The sequence below is a fragment of the Streptomyces sp. NPDC026246 genome, from assembly GCF_055567995.1.
This window is the reverse complement of sequence record NZ_JBVHPJ010000008.1, coordinates 352,169-369,303: the sequence shown is the minus strand read 5'-3', so window position 1 is coordinate 369,303 and position 17,135 is coordinate 352,169. Positions and strand designations below refer to the sequence as shown.

The 17,135-nt window shown below is 72.3% G+C and carries 14 protein-coding genes; 5 read left to right on the top strand and 9 right to left on the bottom strand.

Annotated elements, in window-relative coordinates; genetic code table 11:
* The first annotated feature begins 52 nt into the window (after positions 1-52).
* On the top strand, positions 53-1,816 hold the full coding sequence (gene aspS, locus ACZ4M5_RS22245) for an aspartate--tRNA ligase (protein ID WP_467739341.1): 1,764 nt from the start codon (positions 53-55) through the stop codon (positions 1,814-1,816).
* 85 nt (positions 1,817-1,901) lie between these two features.
* On the opposite strand, the gene ACZ4M5_RS22240 is transcribed toward aspS, so the two are convergent.
* The 4 genes from ACZ4M5_RS22240 to ACZ4M5_RS22225 form a co-directional block, all read right to left on the bottom strand.
* The gene (locus ACZ4M5_RS22240; protein WP_467739339.1) at positions 1,902-2,282 is read right to left on the bottom strand and encodes a hypothetical protein; all 381 of its coding nucleotides are present in this window, start codon (positions 2,280-2,282) and stop codon (positions 1,902-1,904) included.
* 96 nt (positions 2,283-2,378) lie between these two features.
* Positions 2,379-2,744, bottom strand: a complete 366-nt coding sequence (locus tag ACZ4M5_RS22235; protein ID WP_467739337.1) for a PH domain-containing protein — start codon at positions 2,742-2,744, stop codon at positions 2,379-2,381.
* Positions 2,745-2,858: 114 nt separating this feature from the next.
* Positions 2,859-4,574 carry a methionine--tRNA ligase gene (gene metG, locus ACZ4M5_RS22230; protein ID WP_467739335.1) on the bottom strand — a complete coding sequence of 572 codons (1,716 nt, stop codon included), beginning with the start codon at positions 4,572-4,574 and terminating at the stop codon, positions 2,859-2,861.
* A gap of 158 nt (positions 4,575-4,732) precedes the next feature.
* Positions 4,733-6,751, bottom strand: a complete 2,019-nt coding sequence (locus ACZ4M5_RS22225; protein WP_467739333.1) for a VWA domain-containing protein — start codon at positions 6,749-6,751, stop codon at positions 4,733-4,735.
* A 277-nt stretch (positions 6,752-7,028) separates the two neighbouring features.
* Between ACZ4M5_RS22225 and ACZ4M5_RS22220 the strand changes: the two genes are divergently transcribed.
* Complete coding sequence (locus ACZ4M5_RS22220; protein ID WP_467739331.1) at positions 7,029-9,116, top strand: PhoX family protein; 2,088 nt, start codon at positions 7,029-7,031, stop codon at positions 9,114-9,116.
* A 31-nt stretch (positions 9,117-9,147) separates the two neighbouring features.
* Here ACZ4M5_RS22220 and ACZ4M5_RS22215 read toward each other — a convergent pair whose 3' ends face one another.
* Entirely contained in the window at positions 9,148-10,107 is a 960-nt protein-coding gene (locus ACZ4M5_RS22215) for a LysR family transcriptional regulator (protein WP_467739329.1), read from the bottom strand.
* Positions 10,108-10,280: 173 nt separating this feature from the next.
* Here ACZ4M5_RS22215 and snpA point away from each other — a divergent pair, with 173 nt between their 5' ends.
* Entirely contained in the window at positions 10,281-10,952 is a 672-nt protein-coding gene (gene snpA, locus ACZ4M5_RS22210) for a snapalysin (RefSeq protein WP_467739327.1), read from the top strand.
* Positions 10,953-11,014: 62 nt separating this feature from the next.
* Here snpA and ACZ4M5_RS22205 read toward each other — a convergent pair whose 3' ends face one another.
* Both ACZ4M5_RS22205 and ACZ4M5_RS22200 read right to left on the bottom strand, forming a co-directional pair.
* Positions 11,015-12,016 (bottom strand): endonuclease/exonuclease/phosphatase family protein, encoded by a 1,002-nt coding sequence (locus tag ACZ4M5_RS22205; protein WP_467739325.1) that lies wholly within the window; start codon positions 12,014-12,016, stop codon positions 11,015-11,017.
* A 45-nt stretch (positions 12,017-12,061) separates the two neighbouring features.
* Positions 12,062-12,904 carry an alpha/beta fold hydrolase gene (locus tag ACZ4M5_RS22200; protein ID WP_467739323.1) on the bottom strand — a complete coding sequence of 281 codons (843 nt, stop codon included), beginning with the start codon at positions 12,902-12,904 and terminating at the stop codon, positions 12,062-12,064.
* Positions 12,905-12,981: 77 nt separating this feature from the next.
* On the opposite strand from ACZ4M5_RS22200, the gene ACZ4M5_RS22195 reads away from it, so the two are divergent.
* The gene (locus ACZ4M5_RS22195; protein WP_467739321.1) at positions 12,982-14,328 is read left to right on the top strand and encodes an aminotransferase-like domain-containing protein; all 1,347 of its coding nucleotides are present in this window, start codon (positions 12,982-12,984) and stop codon (positions 14,326-14,328) included.
* Here ACZ4M5_RS22195 and ACZ4M5_RS22190 read toward each other — a convergent pair.
* Complete coding sequence (locus ACZ4M5_RS22190; protein ID WP_467739319.1) at positions 14,225-15,193, bottom strand: hypothetical protein; 969 nt, start codon at positions 15,191-15,193, stop codon at positions 14,225-14,227. The genes ACZ4M5_RS22195 and ACZ4M5_RS22190 overlap by 104 nt on opposite strands.
* 162 nt (positions 15,194-15,355) lie before the next feature.
* Positions 15,356-15,796: a hypothetical protein gene (locus ACZ4M5_RS22185; RefSeq protein ID WP_467739317.1), complete on the bottom strand. Its 441-nt coding sequence runs from the start codon at positions 15,794-15,796 to the stop codon at positions 15,356-15,358.
* Positions 15,797-15,915: 119 nt separating this feature from the next.
* Here ACZ4M5_RS22185 and ACZ4M5_RS22180 point away from each other — a divergent pair, with 119 nt between their 5' ends.
* Complete coding sequence (locus ACZ4M5_RS22180) at positions 15,916-17,106, top strand: PP2C family protein-serine/threonine phosphatase (protein ID WP_467739315.1); 1,191 nt, start codon at positions 15,916-15,918, stop codon at positions 17,104-17,106.
* Positions 17,107-17,135 lie beyond the last annotated feature (29 nt).

Here is a 17,135-nt window from a genome sequence, read left to right as displayed (position 1 = left end):
GGCGTTTCACGTGAAACACAGACCCCGATCAGCGAAGACTGGATGAACGACGATGCATCGGTACAGGTCCCACACCTGCGGCGAGCTCCGCGCCTCTGACGTCGGCACCGACGTCCGGCTGAGTGGCTGGCTGCACAATCGGCGCGACCTGGGCGGCATCCTCTTCATCGATCTGCGCGATCACTACGGCATCACGCAGCTCGTGGCCCGTCCCGGCACTCCCGCGTACGAGGCCCTCGACAAGCTCTCCAAGGAGTCGACCGTCCGTGTGGACGGCAAGGTCGTCTCCCGCGGTGCCGAGAACGTCAACCCCGAGCTGCCGACCGGTGAGGTCGAGGTCGAGGTCGGCGAGGTCGAGCTGCTCGGTGCGGCGGCCCCGCTGCCGTTCACGATCAACGCCGAGGACGGCGTCAACGAGGAGCGGCGTCTGGAGTACCGCTTCCTCGACCTGCGCCGCGAGCGCATGCACAAGAACATCATGCTGCGGTCGTCGGTGATCGCCTCGATCCGCTCGAAGATGGTCGCCCTCGGATTCAACGAGATGGCGACGCCGATCCTGTCGGCGACCTCCCCCGAGGGCGCCCGCGACTTCGTCGTCCCCTCCCGGCTGAACCCGGGCAAGTTCTACGCCCTGCCCCAGGCCCCGCAGCAGTTCAAGCAGCTGCTGATGATCTCGGGCTTCGACCGGTACTTCCAGATCGCGCCCTGCTTCCGTGACGAGGACGCCCGCGCCGACCGTTCGCCGGGCGAGTTCTACCAGCTCGACGTCGAGATGAGCTTCGTCGAGCAGGAGGACGTCTTCCAGCCGATCGAGCAGCTGATGACGGAGCTGTTCGAGGAGTTCGGCGGCGGCCGTCACGTCACCTCGCCGTTCCTGCGGATCCCGTTCCGCGAGGCGATGCTGAAGTACGGCTCCGACAAGCCCGACCTGCGCGCCCAGCTCGAACTCGTCGACATCACCGACATCTTCGAGGGCTCGGAGTTCAAGGCCTTCGCCGGCAAGCACGTGCGGGCCCTGCCGGTGCCGGACGTGTCCTCGCAGCCGCGCAAGTTCTTCGACCAGCTCGGCGACTTCGCCGTCTCGCAGGGTGCCAAGGGCCTGGCGTGGGTCCGTGTCGCCGAGGACGGCTCGCTGTCCGGCCCGATCGCGAAGTTCCTGACCGAGGACAACGTCGCGGAGCTCACCAAGCGGCTTTCGCTGGCCGCCGGTCATGCGGTGTTCTTCGGCGCGGGTGAGTTCGACGAGGTCTCCAAGATCATGGGCGCGGTCCGGGTCGAGGCCGCCAAGCGTGCCGGGCATTTCGAGGAGAACGTCTTCCGGTTCTGCTGGATCGTCGACTTCCCGATGTACGAGAAGGACGAGGAGACCGGCGCGATCGACTTCTCGCACAACCCCTTCTCGATGCCGCAGGGCGGTCTGGAGGCCCTGGAGACCCAGGACCCGCTGGACATCCTGGGCTGGCAGTACGACATCGTCTGCAACGGCGTGGAGCTGTCCTCCGGCGCGATCCGGAACCACGAGCCGGAGATCATGCTGAAGGCGTTCGAGATCGCCGGCTACGACCGGGAGACCGTCGAGGAGAAGTTCGCCGGTATGCTGCGCGCCTTCCGCTTCGGCGCCCCGCCGCACGGCGGCATCGCGCCGGGCGTCGACCGCATCGTCATGCTCCTCGCGGACGAGCCCAACATCCGCGAGACGATCGCCTTCCCGCTCAACGGCAACGCCCAGGACCTGATGATGGGCGCGCCGACGGAGCTGGAGGAGGCCCGGCTGAAGGAACTGCACCTGACGGTGCGGAAGCCGCAGCCGAAGTAACCCGCGGAGCACCTGTACGCCGAGCAGCACAGCGGCCCGGAACCGGAAACGGTCCCGGGCCGCTGCGGTGCCCGGGGCCCCACGCTCACTCCGCGGAGAAGACCTCATCCGCGCCGGCGGCGGTCAGCGACCGGTCGAACCACCGGGTGAGGGTGTCGAGGTCGGTGCAGGAGGTGATGCGTTCGTGGTCGTCGGGGGTGAGGGGGACTCCGCGCTTCTGGAGCACGCGGAGGATCGACTGAGCGGTTCCCTCGGCTTTGCCTTCGAGGTAGGTCTGCTCGAAAAGGGTTCCCCTGTCCGGGAAGTAAGTGGCGACCATTTTCTCCAGCTCTCTCCAGGTCTCCTGGACCGGAGTGTTCTCCAGTCCTACTTCAAGCCATTCGCACCAGTACTTCGCGGTGGCCTTGTCGAACGACCGCATTCCGCGGGCCAGCATGTGCGAGGTCTCATGGGTTGAGGTGACCATGGGGGCAAGGTTGGTCCGCTGATTGCCGTGTCGCGGGCCGTCCAGGGTGCGTTCACCCTTTCGGGAACAGCAAAGACGTTCCCGTCGTGCGAAGGGCTACCGCGCGACGAACTGGGTCAGGATCGCCTGGACTTCGTAGATGTCGACGCCCTTGGTGAAGGTCTTCTCGATCGGGGTGGGGGTGCCGGAGATCCAGATCTTCAGTTCGGCGTCGAGGTCGAAAGTGCCTGCCGTTTCCACCGAGAAGTGGGTGATGCTGCGGTACGGGACCGAGTGGTACTCGACCTTCTTGCCGGTGATGCCCTGCTTGTCGATGAGGATCAGGCGGCGGTCGGTGAAGAGGATGGTGTCGCGGATCAGCAGGAACGCCGCGTGCACCTGCTCGCCGTGTCCGAGGAGACGGGCGTAGTCCTGCTGGGCCGAGGCCGGATTCACGGTGTGCGCGTTGCCGAACAGTGCCATCGGTGGTTCCCCCCACTGAGTTGACCGGTTTCTCCCGATCATCTCAGTGCCGGAGGAAAAACGGCACCGCCCCCGGAGGGGGGATTCCCTCCGGGGGCGGTGGCGGGGCGCCGGTCAGGCCGGCTCGCCGCCGAAGCGCTCCTTGTAGGACTCCAGGTCGTCATCCGTGAGCTTGGCGAACAGGACCGGCGGAATGGTGAACGGCGTGCCCGCCGGGACGGAGTCCAGCGACCTCGCCTCGTCGGCCGTGACCCAGCGCGCCGTGTCGTTCTCCAGGGAGAACGCCTCACGCATCCGCTTCGCCGACGTCGGGATGAACGGCTCGGAGACCACCGCGTAGAGGTGGATGAGGTTCATCGCCGTACGGAGGGTGAGCGCCGCGCCCTCCGGGTTGGTCTTGATCTCCAGCCAGGGGGCCTTCTCCTCCAGGTAGGAGTTGCCCGCGGACCACAGGGCGCGCAGCGCGGCCGCCGCCTTGCGGAACTGGATGGCCTCCATCTGGGACTCGTACTCCGCGAGCAGCCGCGCGATCTCCTCGCCCAGCTTCGCCTCCGCCTCGCCGGGCTCGGCACCCGCCGGGACCTCCTCGCCGAAGCGCTTCCTGGAGAAGGACAGGACGCGGTTGACGAAGTTGCCGAGGGTGTCGGCCAGGTCCTTGTTGACCGTGGCGGTGAAGTGCTCCCAGGTGAACGACGAGTCGTCCGACTCCGGGGCGTTCGCCATCATGAAGTAGCGCCAGTAGTCGGCCGGCAGGATGTCGAGGGCGTCGTGCGTGAACACGCCTCGGCGCTGGGACGTGGAGAACTTGCCGCCGTAGTAGTTCAGCCAGTTGAAGGCCTTGATGACGTCGACCTTCTTCCACGGGGCGCGGGTGCCCAGCAGGGTCGCCGGGAACATCACGCTGTGGAAGGGGACGTTGTCCTTGCCCATGAACTGCGTGTAGCGGACGTCCGCGTCGGACTCCCACCACCAGGAGCGCCAGTCGCGGTTCTCCGGGTCCTGGTCCGCCCACTCCTTCGTCGCGCCGATGTACTCGATCGGGGCGTCGAACCAGACGTAGAACACCTTGCCCTCGGCGGCGAGGTCCGGCCAGGTGTCGGCGGGGACGGGGACGCCCCAGTCCAGGTCACGGGTGATCGCCCGGTCGTGCAGGCCCTCGGTCAGCCACTTGCGGGCGATGGAGGAGGCCAGGACCGGCCACTCGTCGGCGCGCTCGTCGACCCACGCCTCGACCTCGCCGGCCAGCACCGACTGCAGCAGGAACAGGTGCTTGGTCTCGCGGACCTCCAGGTCGCTGCTGCCGCTGATCGCCGAGCGGGCGTCGATCAGGTCGGTCGGGTCCAGGACCCGGGTGCAGTTCTCGCACTGGTCGCCGCGCGCCTTGTCGTAGCCGCAGTGCGGGCACGTGCCGATGATGTACCGGTCGGGCAGGAAGCGGCTGTCGGCGTTCGAGTAGACCTGGCGGATCGAGCGCTCCTCGATGAAGCCGTTGGCCTTGAGCTCGCGCGCGATCTCCTGGGTGATCTCGTGGTTCTGCGGCGAGGAACTGCGGCCGAAGTAGTCGAAGGCCAGGCTGAAGCCGTCGTAGATTGCCTTCTGCTGGTCGTGGGCCTGGGCGCAGAACTCGTCCACCGGGACGCCCTGCTCCTTGGCGGCCAGCTCGGCCGGGGTGCCGTGCTCGTCGGTCGCGCAGATGTAGAGGACCTCGTGGCCCCGCTGGCGCAGATAGCGGGAGTACACGTCCGCCGGGAGCATGGACCCCACCATGTTGCCCAGGTGCTTGATCCCGTTGATGTACGGAAGGGCGCTGGTGATGAGGTGTCGAGCCATCGCGGGCTGCTCCCAAGTCGCTACGCGGGGTGACGATCTCGTGGTCTCGGTCGTCTACGGAACCTTGAAATCGTAGCCGACATGGGTACGCCGCCCGCCTCCCCTTTTGCGGGGTGGGAAGCGGGCGGCGTCGGCCGGTGCCGGGAGGGCCGGGAGGGTCAGGGGCGCCAGTTCGCCAGTACGCCCTCGTAGAGCTCCTTGTCCGTGAGCTCGCGGGGGGTCTCGCCGGCGAGGAAGTGGGACGTGTTGGGGGTCTTCAGCTTGCGGAGGTAGTCGAAGGCCTTGTTCTCCGGGTCGCCGAAGGCGACGAACGAGAAGTGGACGGCGGGGTGGGTCTTCGCGGCGTCCGTGAGGGCCTGGGTGGCCGGGGTCTTCGCGTCGGGGGCGCCGTCCGTCTGGAAGACCACCAGGGCGGGGGAGGCGGACCCGCTCTTGTCGTGGTGGGCCAGGACCGCCTCGACGGCGGCGTGGTAGCTGGTGCGGCCCATGCGGCCGAGGTCCGCGTGCAGGGTGTCGATCTTGTTCTCGTGGTCGCCGAGGGTGATCTCGCCGGTGCCGTCGAGTTCGGTGGAGAAGAAGACGACGGGGACGGTGGCCTCGGGGTCGAGGTGGGCCGCGAGGGCGAGGGTCTGCTCGGCGAGGGCCTGGGCGGAGCCGTCCTTGTAGTACGGGCGCATGGACGCGGAGCGGTCGAGGACGAGGTAGACCTTGGCGCGGGTGCCGGTGAGGTCGTTCTTGTCCAGGGCCGTCGCGGCGGCGTTGTACGCGGTGGCGAGGCCGGGGGCCTGGGACTTGACGCGGGTGAGGGGGAGGGCGGGGCCGGTGGTGGTCGCCTTGGCCTCGGCTTCGCCTTCGGCCTTGTCGTTCCCACCCGCACCACCCGTGCGGGTCTCGTCGGCGGGTGCGGGTCGCCCCTGTGGGGCCTTCTCGCCGTCGGCGGCCGCGGCCGCGGGCTCGGGTGTCGCGTCCGCCTTGGTCTTGGCCGCCGTCTTGGACGCAGTTTCGGTCGCCGTCTTCGAGGCCGACTTGGTCGCGGTCGTGGACTTGGCCGGCGCCTTGGCCTTGGTCTTGGCCTGGGTGGTCTTCTTCGCCGGCGTCGTCGCTGTGGCCGCGGGCTTCGCCTTCGCGGCAGGCTTCGGTTCGGCTTCCGCGGCGCCAGCCTCGGCCTCGGCCTTGGGCTCGGCCTTGGGCTCGGCCCCTGCCTTGGGCTCGGCCTCGGGGGCTGCGCCCGGCTTCGAGTCCAGTTTCGGCTTCGACTCCGGTTCCGGCTTCTCGGCCGGGGCGTCGGCCTTGCCTTCCGTCTTCGGCTCGGCTTTGTCCTCGGCCTTGCCTTCGGTCTTGGGCTCGGGCTCGGCCTCGGGGGCTGCGCCCGGCTTCGAGTCCAGTTTCGGCTTCGACTCCGGTTCCGGCTTCTCGGCCGGGGCGTCGGCCTTGCCTTCGGTCTTCGCCTCGGCCTTGTCCTCGGCCTTGCCGTCGGGCTTGTCGGTGGCCTTCGCTTCGCCCTTGCCCTCAGCCTTGACGTCGGCCTTGCCCTGAGCCTTGTCCTCGGCCTTGCCCTGAGCCTTGTCCTCGGCCTTGCCCTGAGCCTTGTCCTCGGCCTTCGCCTTGTCCTCGGCTGTCGCCTCGGCTGTCGCCTCGGCCGTCGCCTTCGGCTCCGCCTCCGGTGCTGCCTGGGGCTCCTGCGCCTCCGGCTCCTTCGCCTCCGGCTTCTCCGCCTCCGGCTTCTGCGCCTCCGGCTTCTGCGCCTCCTCCGACGGCGTCCCCGCCTCACTCGCGTCGGCCGGCTTCTCCGCAGCCGCCGGTTCGCGGGGCTCCGGCTTCTCCGTAGCCGCCGCCTCGCTGACCTCCCGCTGCTCCGCCTTCCGCTCGGACTCCGTCGAGCGCGTGGGGCGGGGGACCGTCACGTTGTCGAAGGCCGCGGACACGAGGTCGTGTTCGTCGTCGGTCGTGGGGGACGACGAGCCCGGGGAGACGCGGGGTTCCGGGACGCTCGCCGTCTGCTCGGGGGTCGGTTCGGGGGAAGGGGACGGGACTTTGGGGTCCGCCGCGGGGGACGGGGAGGCGCCGGTCGTGGCCTCCGGCTCGACCGTCGTGGTCCGCGCCGCACCCTCCGCCTCGGCGGTCCGTGACTTGCGGGACCGTCCGAACGCGTTCCGCAACCGAGTGAGAATGCCCATGTGCGCGCAACCCTTCGCGTGAGTTGAAGCCCGTCAATCCCTGGCCAGGACGGACACGTAAGGTTAGCGGCCCTCCTGGGTGATCTTGGGCAGGGTCGGGTGTGGGCGGTCAGGTCTGTCAAGGGCGCATTCGGTCCCGGTGGGTGTCGGCGGCTTGAACAGGTGCAACCCCCGTACAGCTGCCACGGGTTCACTCGTTGTTCATCAGGGCGCCCGGCTACCGCACATATGTGCTCCTACGGTCACGCTGACACCAAGGGCATCCAAGGAGAGCAAAGTGCGCAAGCTGCTGCCGTTGATCGGAACGCCGTCCGGTTCACACCCTGGTGGCCGGTCCGCCATGACCTGCCGATTCCGGTGTGGTGACGCCTGTTTCCACGAGGTGCCCAACACCAGTGCCAACGCCTACGTCGGTGACGTGATCGCCGGGGCGCTCAGCCGGCGTTCGATGATGCGGGCCGCGGCGGTCGTGACCGTGGCCGCCGCGGGCGCGGGCGCGGTGGGTGTCGCGCAGGCGCCCGGGGCGAACGCCGCACCGGCCGCCTCCGAGGGCGCCGCGGCCGGGGCCGCCCGGCACACGCACAAGGGCGCCCGCGGGCTGCGGTTCTCCCCCGTCGCGCCCAACACCGCCGACGCCGTGACCGTGCCGGAGGGGTACCGGCAGAACGTCGTCATCCGGTGGGGCGAGCCGATCCTGCGCGGGGCCCCGGCCTTCGACCCGGAGCGGCAGAGCGCCAGGGCCCAGGCCGGGCAGTTCGGCTACAACTGCGACTTTCTCGCCCTGCTCCCGCTGCCCGGGGAGCGCGGCCGGCAACTGCTCGTGGCCAACCACGAGTACACCGACGAGATCCTGATGTTCCGCGGCTACGACGCCGCGAACCCCACCCGTGAGCAGGCCGAGATCGCCTGGGCCGCGCACGGCCTGTCGGCCGTCGTGGTGGAGGAGGACCGCAGGAGCGGCCGGCTCACCGCCGTGTCCCGGCACCAGCTCAACCGCCGGGTCACCGCCACCACAGAGTTCCGGCTCACCGGCCCGGCCGCCGGATCCGAGCTGGTCAGGACCTCCGCCGACCCGACCGGCACCAAGGTGCTCGGCACCCTCAACAACTGCTCCGGCGGCGTCACCCCGTGGGGCACGACCCTGCACGGCGAGGAGAACTTCAACCAGTACTTCGCCAACGCCTCGCGCGCCACCGACAAGCGGTACGGGATCGGGTCCGGGGCGACCGAGCGCAAGTGGGAGCGGTTCGACCAGCGGTTCGACGTCGCCCGCGAGCCGAACGAGGTGCACCGGTTCGGCTACGTGGTGGAGTTCGACCCGTACGACCCCCACTCCACGCCCCGCAAGCACACCGCGCTCGGGCGCTTCAAGCACGAGGCGGCGACCGTGCGGCTGACGCACGACGGGCGGCCGGTCGTGTACTCCGGCGACGACGAGCGGTTCGACTACTTCTACAAGTTCGTCGGCAGCAAGCGGATGAAGCACGGCCACAGCCGTGCCGTGCGCGAGCACAACCTGTCCCTCCTCGACGAGGGGACGCTGTACGTCGCCCGGCTGACCGGCGACTCGCCGGCCATCGAGATCGACGGCACGGGCAAGCTGCCGAGCGACGGCGAGTTCGACGGCGGCGGCGAGTGGATCCCGCTGGCCACCGCCACCGCGAAGGGCGCCGTCTCGCACGTGGAGGGCATGAGCGCCGAGGAGGTGTTCGTCTTCACGCGGCTGGCCGGTGACAAGGTGGGCGCGACGAAGATGGACCGGCCCGAGGACATCGAGCCCAACCCGGTCACGGGCAAGGTGTACGTCGCCCTGACGAACAACTCCAACCGCGGCGTCGGCTCCAACCCCAAGGCGGACGAGGCCAATCCGCGGCACGCCAACAAGCACGGGCACGTGCTGGAGCTGACCGAGCGCTGGAACCGGCCCGAGAGCACGCGGTTCGCCTGGTCGCTGTTCCTCGTCGCCGGTGACCCGGAGGACCCGGCGACGTACTTCGCGGGCTTCCCGAAGGAGGGCGTGAGCCCGATCTCCTGCCCGGACAACGTGGCCTTCGACCCGCACGGCAACCTGTGGATCTCCACCGACGGCGCCCAGCTCGGCTCGCACGACGGCCTGTTCGGCGTGGCGACCCGGGGCGAGCGGCGCGGTGAGCTGAAGCAGTTCCTGACCGTGCCGAAGGGTGCGGAGACCTGCGGGCCGATCATCCAGGACCGGCGCGTGCTGGTGGCCGTGCAGCACCCGGGCGAGATCGACGGGGCGTCCGTGGAGAAGCCCGCCAGCAGCTGGCCCGACGGACCCGGCGGGTACGTCCGTCCGGCCGTCGTGGCCGTGTGGCGCGCGGACGGACGCGACATCGGCGTCTGACGGCTGCGCCGCGGGCGGTACGGGCGGTACGTCACGGGAGGGCCGGGCTCGGGGGTCTGCGGGGGCCGTCGGGCGCCGGCCGGTCCGGGCAGCGCCACTCCCGGTAGGCCGGGGCCTGCCGCGCCACCTCCCCGTACGCCTCCTCCAGCGCGGGGTAGACGCCGTCCAGGTCCGTCTCCGTACGGGCCGCGGCGATCAGCCGTACGCCGAGCGGGTCGCCCCTGAGCCGGCGGACCGCCATGTCGGGGCGGGGGGTGCGGGTCGGCTGGCAGACGGTGACGACCTCGCCGGTCGCGACCAGGACGTCGGCCGTGTGGTAGTCGCCGTGCAGGAGGTGGGGGCTGACACCGGCATCGCGGAACATCCGCAGGACGGCGTCCCATTCGCCGTCGACCGTGGGGTCGATCATCCAGCGGTCGCCGGCCAGGTCGGCCACGTCGACCTCCTGCTTGACGGCCGCCGGGTGGTCCGCGGGCAGTGAGACGCACTGCGGTTCGCGCTCGACCAGGACGCGCAGCCGCAGTTCCGCCGGGACACGCAGGGGACAGCCCTCCACCTCGTGCACGAAGGCCACGTCGAGCCGGCCCGCGGCGACCATGTGCAGCAGGGCGTTCGGGGAGACGTTCATGTGCAGAGTGGGGTTGTGGCCGCGGGCGCGCAGCCGGCGCAGCCAGCCCGCCAGGGCCTTGCTCGCGGTGGCGCCGATGCGCAGTTCGGTGCCGCCGGTGGCCGCGGCCCTCGCCTCGGTGACCAGCAGGTGCAGGTCGCTCATCAGCGGGCGGGCCCGGCTCAGGACCAGGCGCCCCAGCGGGGTGGGGCGGCAGCCGGTGTGGGAGCGCAGGAACAGCGGGCCGCCCAGCTCCTGTTCGATCCGGCGCAGTTGTGTGCTCAACGACGGCTGGGAAACGCCCAGCTGCCGGGCGGCGCGGTGCAGACTGCCGGTGTCGGCTATGGCGCACAGCGCGCGGAGGTGCCTCACCTCGAGCTCCATGCTCTGTGAGGCTAAAGCGGAATCGCAGCGTTAACCAGCCACATAATTCACCGCTAAATCAGGTGAACTGGGCAGCCGATAGCTCCGTCCTATCCCCGGTTGCCATCATCACAGGCGGCGCACAGCCATCGAGACTCACCGGTGAGACTCAGCCCCCACCCAAGGAGTCATCGATGCGCAAGTACACGTCCGCCCTGGCGGTCCTCGGTCTCGGCCTCGCCACGGCCGGTCTCGGCACGGCCCTTCCCGCCTCGGCTGCCCCGGTCGCGGAGCCGCACGCCGGCTTCGTCGCCAAGTCGTCCGCTCCGTCCGCCGGTTCGGACGCGAGCAGAGCGTTCTTCCAGGCGGTCCTGAAGTCCGTCGCGGAGAAGCGCGCCGCGAACCCGAGCGCCACCGCTGCCGTCACCGTCGTCTACGACGCCTCCCGGGCGCCGTCGTTCAGCACCCAGATAGCGCGCAGCACCCAGATCTGGAACAGCTCGGTGACGAACGTGCGCCTGCAGTCGGGCTCCGCGTCGACGGCCGACTTCAGCTACCGCGAGGGCAACGACTCCCGCGGCTCGTACGCCTCCACCGACGGCCACGGCCGGGGCTACATCTTCCTGGACTACCGGCAGAACCAGCAGTACAACTCCACCCGGGTCACCGCCCACGAGACCGGGCACGTCCTCGGTCTGCCCGACCACTACACCGGCCCGTGCAGTGAGCTGATGTCGGGCGGCGGTCCCGGCACGTCCTGCACCAACGCCTACCCGAACTCCACTGAGCGGTCGCGGGTGAACCAGCTGTGGGCCAACGGCCTGGCGGCGGCCATGGACAAGGCGCTGGAGAAGTCGGCGCGCTGATACCCCCACGCGGATACGGCCGCCCCACCGGTGTGGGGCGGCCGTATCCGTTTCCGCGTCCGTCAGGGCGCCTGGTGCAGGGTGAGGTCGGTGACCACGGCGCGGTGGTCGGTCCCGGACAGGCCCAGGATGCGGGTGCGGTCCGCGGCGAACTCCCCGGACACCAGGACGTGGTCGATCTGCGCGCCGAACGTCGGGGCGGTGCGGGCCGGCCAGGTGGCCGTGCGGTCGGCGCCGTCCAGGCGGGACGCGTCGCGCAGCCCGGTGTCGAGGATGCGGCGGAAGGCGGCGTGGTCCTGCGAGGCGTTGAAGTCCCCGGCCAGGACCAGGGGGGTGCCGAGGTCGGCGCGGGCCGCGTCGCGCAGGTCGCCCAGCTCCCTCTTCCACAGGTCCACCTGCCCGGGCAACGGAGGCATCGGATGGGCGAGCTGGAGCCGTACGGCGTGGCCGTCCACGTCGGCGACCGCCCCGGGCATGCCCATGGTGGCGCGCACGCCCGGGGCGGGCCGCAGCGGGAACCGGCTGAGGATCACGGAGCCCTCGGAGCCGCCGCCCTCGACGGCCCGGCGGTGCGGGTAGTCCCGGGCGAGGTCCTGCGTCAGCCGGGCGTCGCAGGCGTGGTCGCACTCCTCGACGAACACGATGTCCGGCTTCTCGCGGCGGACCGCGGCGACGAGGGAGGGCGTGCCCTGCCCGAACTCGACGTTGGAGGTGAGCACCCGGAACTCGGCGACCGGCCGGCCGGCGGGCTCGTCGGAGGTGCCGTACGGCTCGATGTACCAGGCCAGCACCCCGAGCAGGACGACGCCCCAGAGCGTGCCGGGCCACCAGCGGGCGAGCAGGGTGAGCAGCAGCGCGACGGCGGTGGGCGCCAGCAGCCAGGGCAGGAAGGCCAGGACCTGCGGGACGGGGGTGATGCCGTCGGCGTCGGCGGCCCGGCAACCGGCGACCACGCTCACCCCGGCGAGCAGCAGGGCGGCGCACCAGACGCCGAACCGCCGTCCGGCGGGGCGGTGCCCGGGTCCCTCGTCGGTGGCGGTCCACTCGGCAGCGGCGGTGTCCAAGGCCCGGCCCTTCCGTTCGTGCGGGTGGGATGCCCGAATCCTCCCTCAAGGACGAGGTGGGGCGGGAGAAGGTTGCTGCCGCGCATCGACCCGGGCGAGGAAGGCGGCCAGCGCGCGGTCGAACTCCTCGGGGCGTTCCAGGTTCGGCAGGTGGGCCGCGCCCTCGACGACGTGGAGCGCGGAGTCGGGCAGGGCCGCGTGCATCGCCCGGGCGTCGGAGACGGGCGTGTAGGTGTCGTCGGCACCCACCACGACCAGGGCGGGGACGCGCACGCGCGCCAGCAGGGCCGTGTAGTCGGGGCGCCGGGCGCGGGCGCGCAGAGCCGCCGCGGCGCCCTGGGGCGAGGTGGCCGTCATCATGGCGTGGACGTGCGCCTTCACCTCGGCGGACGCGTACGGCGCGACCATGCGCTCCAGGACCTCGTCGGCGTATCCGCCGAGGCCCTCGGCGAGGAGGCGGTCGGCCGCGGCGTCGCGGGTGCGCACGCCCTCCGGTGTCTCCGCGGCGGGGAAGGTGTCCGCGAGGACCAGGCCCCGCAGGCGCTCGGGGAACAGGCGGTAGCAGTCCATGACGATCTGGCCGCCCATCGACAGGCCCGCCAGGACGCAGGTCTCCACCTCCAGCTCGTCCAGCAGGGTCTCGACGTCCCGGGCGAACCCGGAGAAGTCCGTGAGGGCCGGAGTGACCGGGGAGGCGCCGTAGCCCCGCAGGTCGGGGGCGATGACCCGGCGGTCCCGGGAGAAGGTGCGGATCTGCGGCGACCACATCGAGCGGTCGAAGGGGTGGCCGTGGACGAGGACCAGGGGGGCCGGAGGGGTGAGCGGCTGCCGGGAGGAGACGGGGCCCTGTATGGGGCCTTTGTCCTCGTACGCGAGGAAGGGTGCCATGTGGACGACCCTAGGCGGCTCAACTACTCGGTGCAATAAGATCTTTGCTCTCGGTGCAATCCTCAGGGGGACGGACGATGGGTGACTACCGGCGGATCGCCGACCGGATCGCCGACGACATCGCCGAAGGGCGGCTCACGCCGGGCCAACGGCTGCCGCCGCAACGGGTGTTCGCCCGGCGCAGGGGCATCGCCCCGTCGACCGCCGGCCGCGTCTACGGCGAACTGGTGCGGCGCGGGCTGGTCGTCGGCGAGGTCGGACGCGGCACGTTCGTACGGGCCGCTCCGGTGCGCCGGGGCGGGCAGGCGCTCGTCGAGCCCGGCGAGGCCGCCGCACCCGTCAACCTGGAGCTCACCTACCCGACCGTGCCCGGGCAGCCGGAGCTGCTCGCCCCCGTTCTCGCACCGCTGCTGCGGCCCGACGTGCTGGCCGAGGCGCTGTCACCGGCACCGGCCACCGGCACCCCGCAGGCCCGCGCGGCCGCGGCCGCCCTGCTCGCCACCCCGGACTGGCGGCCGGCCCCGGAACGGCTGGTGTTCACCGGCAACGCCCGTCAGGCCATCGCCGCCGCCCTGGCCTCCCTGGTCCGGCCGGGCGGCCGGGTCGGCGTGGAGCAGCTGACGTATCCGCTGGTCAAGGAGATCGCGGGGCGGCTCGGCCTCACGCTGGTGCCGCTCGCCGGGGACGCGGCCGGGCTGCTCCCGGAGGCCGTCGCCGCCGCGCACCGCTCGGCGCCGCTGTCCGCCCTCTACGTGCAGCCGACCCTGCACAACCCGACGTCCCACACCACGGGCCGGCCCCGGCTGCTGCAACTCGCGCAGGTCGTGCGGGACTTGGCACTGCCGGTGGTGGAGGACCGCATCTGGTCCTTCCTCCAGCAGCCCGGTGACGTGCTCGCCGTGCACGCCCCGGCCCTCACCCACGTCGTGGACAGCCTGTCCAAGCGGGTCGCCCCCGGGCTGACGGCCGGTTTCCTCGTGGTGCCGCCGCACCGGGTGCCCGCCGTCGCCGACGCCGTGCGGTCGGGCGGCTGGAGCGCGGGCCGGTTCGCGCTGGAGGCGGCCGTGCGCTGGGCCGCCGAGGGCACCGTGGCGCGGCTGGTGGCGGACAAGCGGGCCCAGGCGGTCCGGCGGCAGCGGATCCTCGCCGAGGAGCTCGCGGGCTTCGCCGTACGGTCCGCCCCGGCGTCCTGCTTCGCCTGGTGGGAGCTGCCCGCGCCCTGGCGCGCCGACACCTTCACGGCCGCCGCCGCGGCCCACGGCATCGCCGTCACGCCCGGGCCGGCCTTCGCCGTCGCCCCCGGGCACACGCCCGACGCCGTCAGACTCGGCCTCGCGTCGGCCGCGGAGCCGGATCTGCGGCGGGCGCTGCGGACGCTCGCGCGGCTCGCCGCGCAGCGCGGCGGGGACCGTACCGGCCCGTGAGCCAGGCGCCGAGCGCGACCGCCAGGCCCAGGGCGCACAGCAGCCAGGACACCGTGCGCAGCGTGGCCGTGAGGGCGTCGTAGACGACGCCCGCCGCCGGGCGGTGCAGCGGGTCGGGCAGGTCGGCGAGGGTCAGGCGGCGGCCGACCGCGACCGCGAGCACCAGCAGCGCGCCGCCCAGGGCCGTGCCGAGCCCCAGGGCGGTCACCGCGCGGCGGCGGCAGGCGGCCAGGGCGATCCCGGCGACGGCCAGGACGGCGGCGGTGAGCGGCAGCCAGAGGGCGGCGGTGTCCAGCACGTGGTACCCCTTGCGCAGGCGGTCCGCCTCCTCGGCCGGGAGCAGCGCGATCCGGGTGTGCGTGACCGGGATGCGGTGGGCGAACGGCACGTGGTCGTCGGTCAGTTGCTGTTTGACGCGGGCGAGGACCGGAGCCGGGTCGACGGTGACCGGGGCGCCGTGCGCGCCGTCGTCGCGCAGGGCGCGCACCACGGCGTCGTGGACGGTCCGGTTCGTCGCGACCCAGGCCGCGCGGAACGTCTCGGTGCGGGTGAAGGAGCGGGCCGCGTCGTGCACGAACGGGGCGAGCGCACCGCGCAGGGACCCGCTGTCGAGGTCGTGCGCGGTCTCCCGCAGGACGCCGTCCCCGAGGGCGTCCGCGACCGCGAGCCGCACGTCCGGGTCGGCGGACAGCGGGGCCATCGCCCGGACGTAACGGCCGGTGTCGGTCAGGCCGTGGGCCGCCCAGGACGCGACCGCACCGAGCGGCAGGAGCAGGCACGCGAGGGCCAGCGCAACGGCCGACAGGGCGTTCCGCAGGCGTGAGGGCGCCTGCGCGGCGGCGGGCGCCCGGTGGGTCTCGGGCACCCTTCCAGGCAAGGCGCCCCCGCCCCGGCCCGCGACCGCTGCACCGGCAGCCGGTCGTGCCCGCCGGGCCGGGACACGGCCCCACCTGCGCGAAGGGGCCCCGGGCGCGCCACCGCCGGGCACACCCGAACGGGTGGCCCGGCGTCGGCCGGAACCGGGACGTCAGCCGCGGGAGGCGGCCATCGGATCCTCACGGGTGAAGAAGCGGTAGAAGTTGATCAGCAGGACGCCCACCCCCGTGACCAGCCCCACGCCGGCGGAGCTGAGCACGGACAGGTTGCTCTGGCTGGCGAGGAAGCCGGCCGCGCAGCCGGCGAACACGAACCACACCCCGGCGTGCGGGATGGGTCCCAGCCGTGCCGACATGCGCCAGACGACGGCGAACACCACGGCGAAGACGAGCGCGGTGACGAAGCCGAACAGCAGGTTCCAGCCGGTGATGGGCCCGCCGAAGCGCCGGTTCGCCGCGGCCCAGAAGCCGTAGATCAGCCCCAGGGCGACGGGCAGTCCCACGTTCATGGCGGCGTGGGTGCGGGCACTGAGCACGTCGGGCCTGCGCCGCTGCCGGGTCATCCTGCGTGGAGCGGGTGCCGCATGAGCCATGAGAGCTCCTCTCTGTCCCTGCCCCTGCCTCCAGGGCACACCGGGGCGCGACCCCGGGCAACTCGGCGGGCGGAGCGCAACGGGATGCGGCGGGTGCGGGGCCGTGATTCGCTGATGCCGTGAGCCGCCAGCGCACGGGGCACGGCCCGTTCGACCGGTACGCCCGGGCCGGCCGCGGGGACGTCGTGCGACGGCAGGAGCTGCTGCGGGTGCGGGGGCGCAGCGTGGCCTGGGTGCCGCCGCTGGTGCTGCTCGTCGCCATCCTGTTCGGCGACTGGAACACCACCGGCGACTTCCGCATGGTCTCCTGGATCGTGCTGGTGCCGGGCATCGCCGCCGCGCTCTGCGGTGTGTGGGGCACGGCCGTGTTCGCGCTGCTCTCCCTGGTCGCCTACGTCCTCGCCGACGGGGCCTGGCCGCACGAGTACCAGGCCGGACCGGCCGACTTCGTCCTCGTGGCCATCGGCGGCGCCCTGGCCGTCCTGGCCTGTGTGGTCCGGGTGCGCGACGAGCACCGCGCGCTGCACCTGGGCGACGTCACCGACACCATCCGCCGCACGGTGCTGCGCCCGCTGCCACCGGGCTGGGGCGGGCTGGACCACGCCGGTGTCTATCTCACCGCCGACGCCCACGCCCGCGTCGGCGGCGACTTCTACGACATCCAGCCCGGCCCGCACGGCACCCGCGTACTGCTCGGCGACGTGCAGGGCAAGGGGCTGGGGGCGGTGGAGGCGGCGGCCGCGCTGCTCGGCACGTTCCGGGAGGCCGCCTACCACGAGGCGGACCTGGTGACGGTCGCCGAGCGGCTGGAGACGCGGATGCTCCGGCACCGCCGGCACACGGTCGCCCTGGGCCGCTCGGACGGCGACCGGTTCGCCACGGCCGTCCTGCTCGGCTTCCCGGACGACGACCCGACGGCCGTGGATCTGATGCTGTTCGGCCACGAGGCGCCGCTCGCCGTCGGCCCGGGCGGGGTCCGCCGCCTGGCGGCCGAGCCCGGGCTGCCGCTCGGCCTGCGGGACCTGGCGCCCGGCCCGCCCCGGGCGCGGCGCGTGCCGGTCACCGCCGGGGAGACGCTGCTGCTGGTGACGGACGGGGTGAGCGAGGCCCGCGACGGCACGGGGGCGTTCTACCGGGCGGCCGAGGAGGTCGCCCGGGCCGTCGCCGAGGACCCGGGCGTCGCCGAGCCCGCCCGGCTCGCCGCGTTCGTCCGCGACGGCACGCTCCGGCACGGCGGCGGCCGCCTCACCGACGACACCACGATCTTCACCGTCCACCGCCGGCCCGCCCCCGAAGTCCCCCGCTCCTGACGTCCCCGGCGGGCGCGGTGGCGGGGGCG

Coding starts and splice junctions, on each gene's coding strand:
- aspS (WP_467739341.1), top strand. CDS start 53: ATGCATCGGTACAGGTCCCACACCTGCGGCGAGCTCCGCGCCTCTGAC.
- ACZ4M5_RS22240 (WP_467739339.1), bottom strand. CDS start 2,282: ATGGTCACCTCAACCCATGAGACCTCGCACATGCTGGCCCGCGGAATG.
- ACZ4M5_RS22235 (WP_467739337.1), bottom strand. CDS start 2,744: ATGGCACTGTTCGGCAACGCGCACACCGTGAATCCGGCCTCGGCCCAG.
- metG (WP_467739335.1), bottom strand. CDS start 4,574: ATGGCTCGACACCTCATCACCAGCGCCCTTCCGTACATCAACGGGATC.
- ACZ4M5_RS22225 (WP_467739333.1), bottom strand. CDS start 6,751: ATGGGCATTCTCACTCGGTTGCGGAACGCGTTCGGACGGTCCCGCAAG.
- ACZ4M5_RS22215 (WP_467739329.1), bottom strand. CDS start 10,107: ATGGAGCTCGAGGTGAGGCACCTCCGCGCGCTGTGCGCCATAGCCGAC.
- snpA (WP_467739327.1), top strand. CDS start 10,281: ATGCGCAAGTACACGTCCGCCCTGGCGGTCCTCGGTCTCGGCCTCGCC.
- ACZ4M5_RS22200 (WP_467739323.1), bottom strand. CDS start 12,904: ATGGCACCCTTCCTCGCGTACGAGGACAAAGGCCCCATACAGGGCCCC.
- ACZ4M5_RS22195 (WP_467739321.1), top strand. CDS start 12,982: ATGGGTGACTACCGGCGGATCGCCGACCGGATCGCCGACGACATCGCC.
- ACZ4M5_RS22185 (WP_467739317.1), bottom strand. CDS start 15,796: ATGGCTCATGCGGCACCCGCTCCACGCAGGATGACCCGGCAGCGGCGC.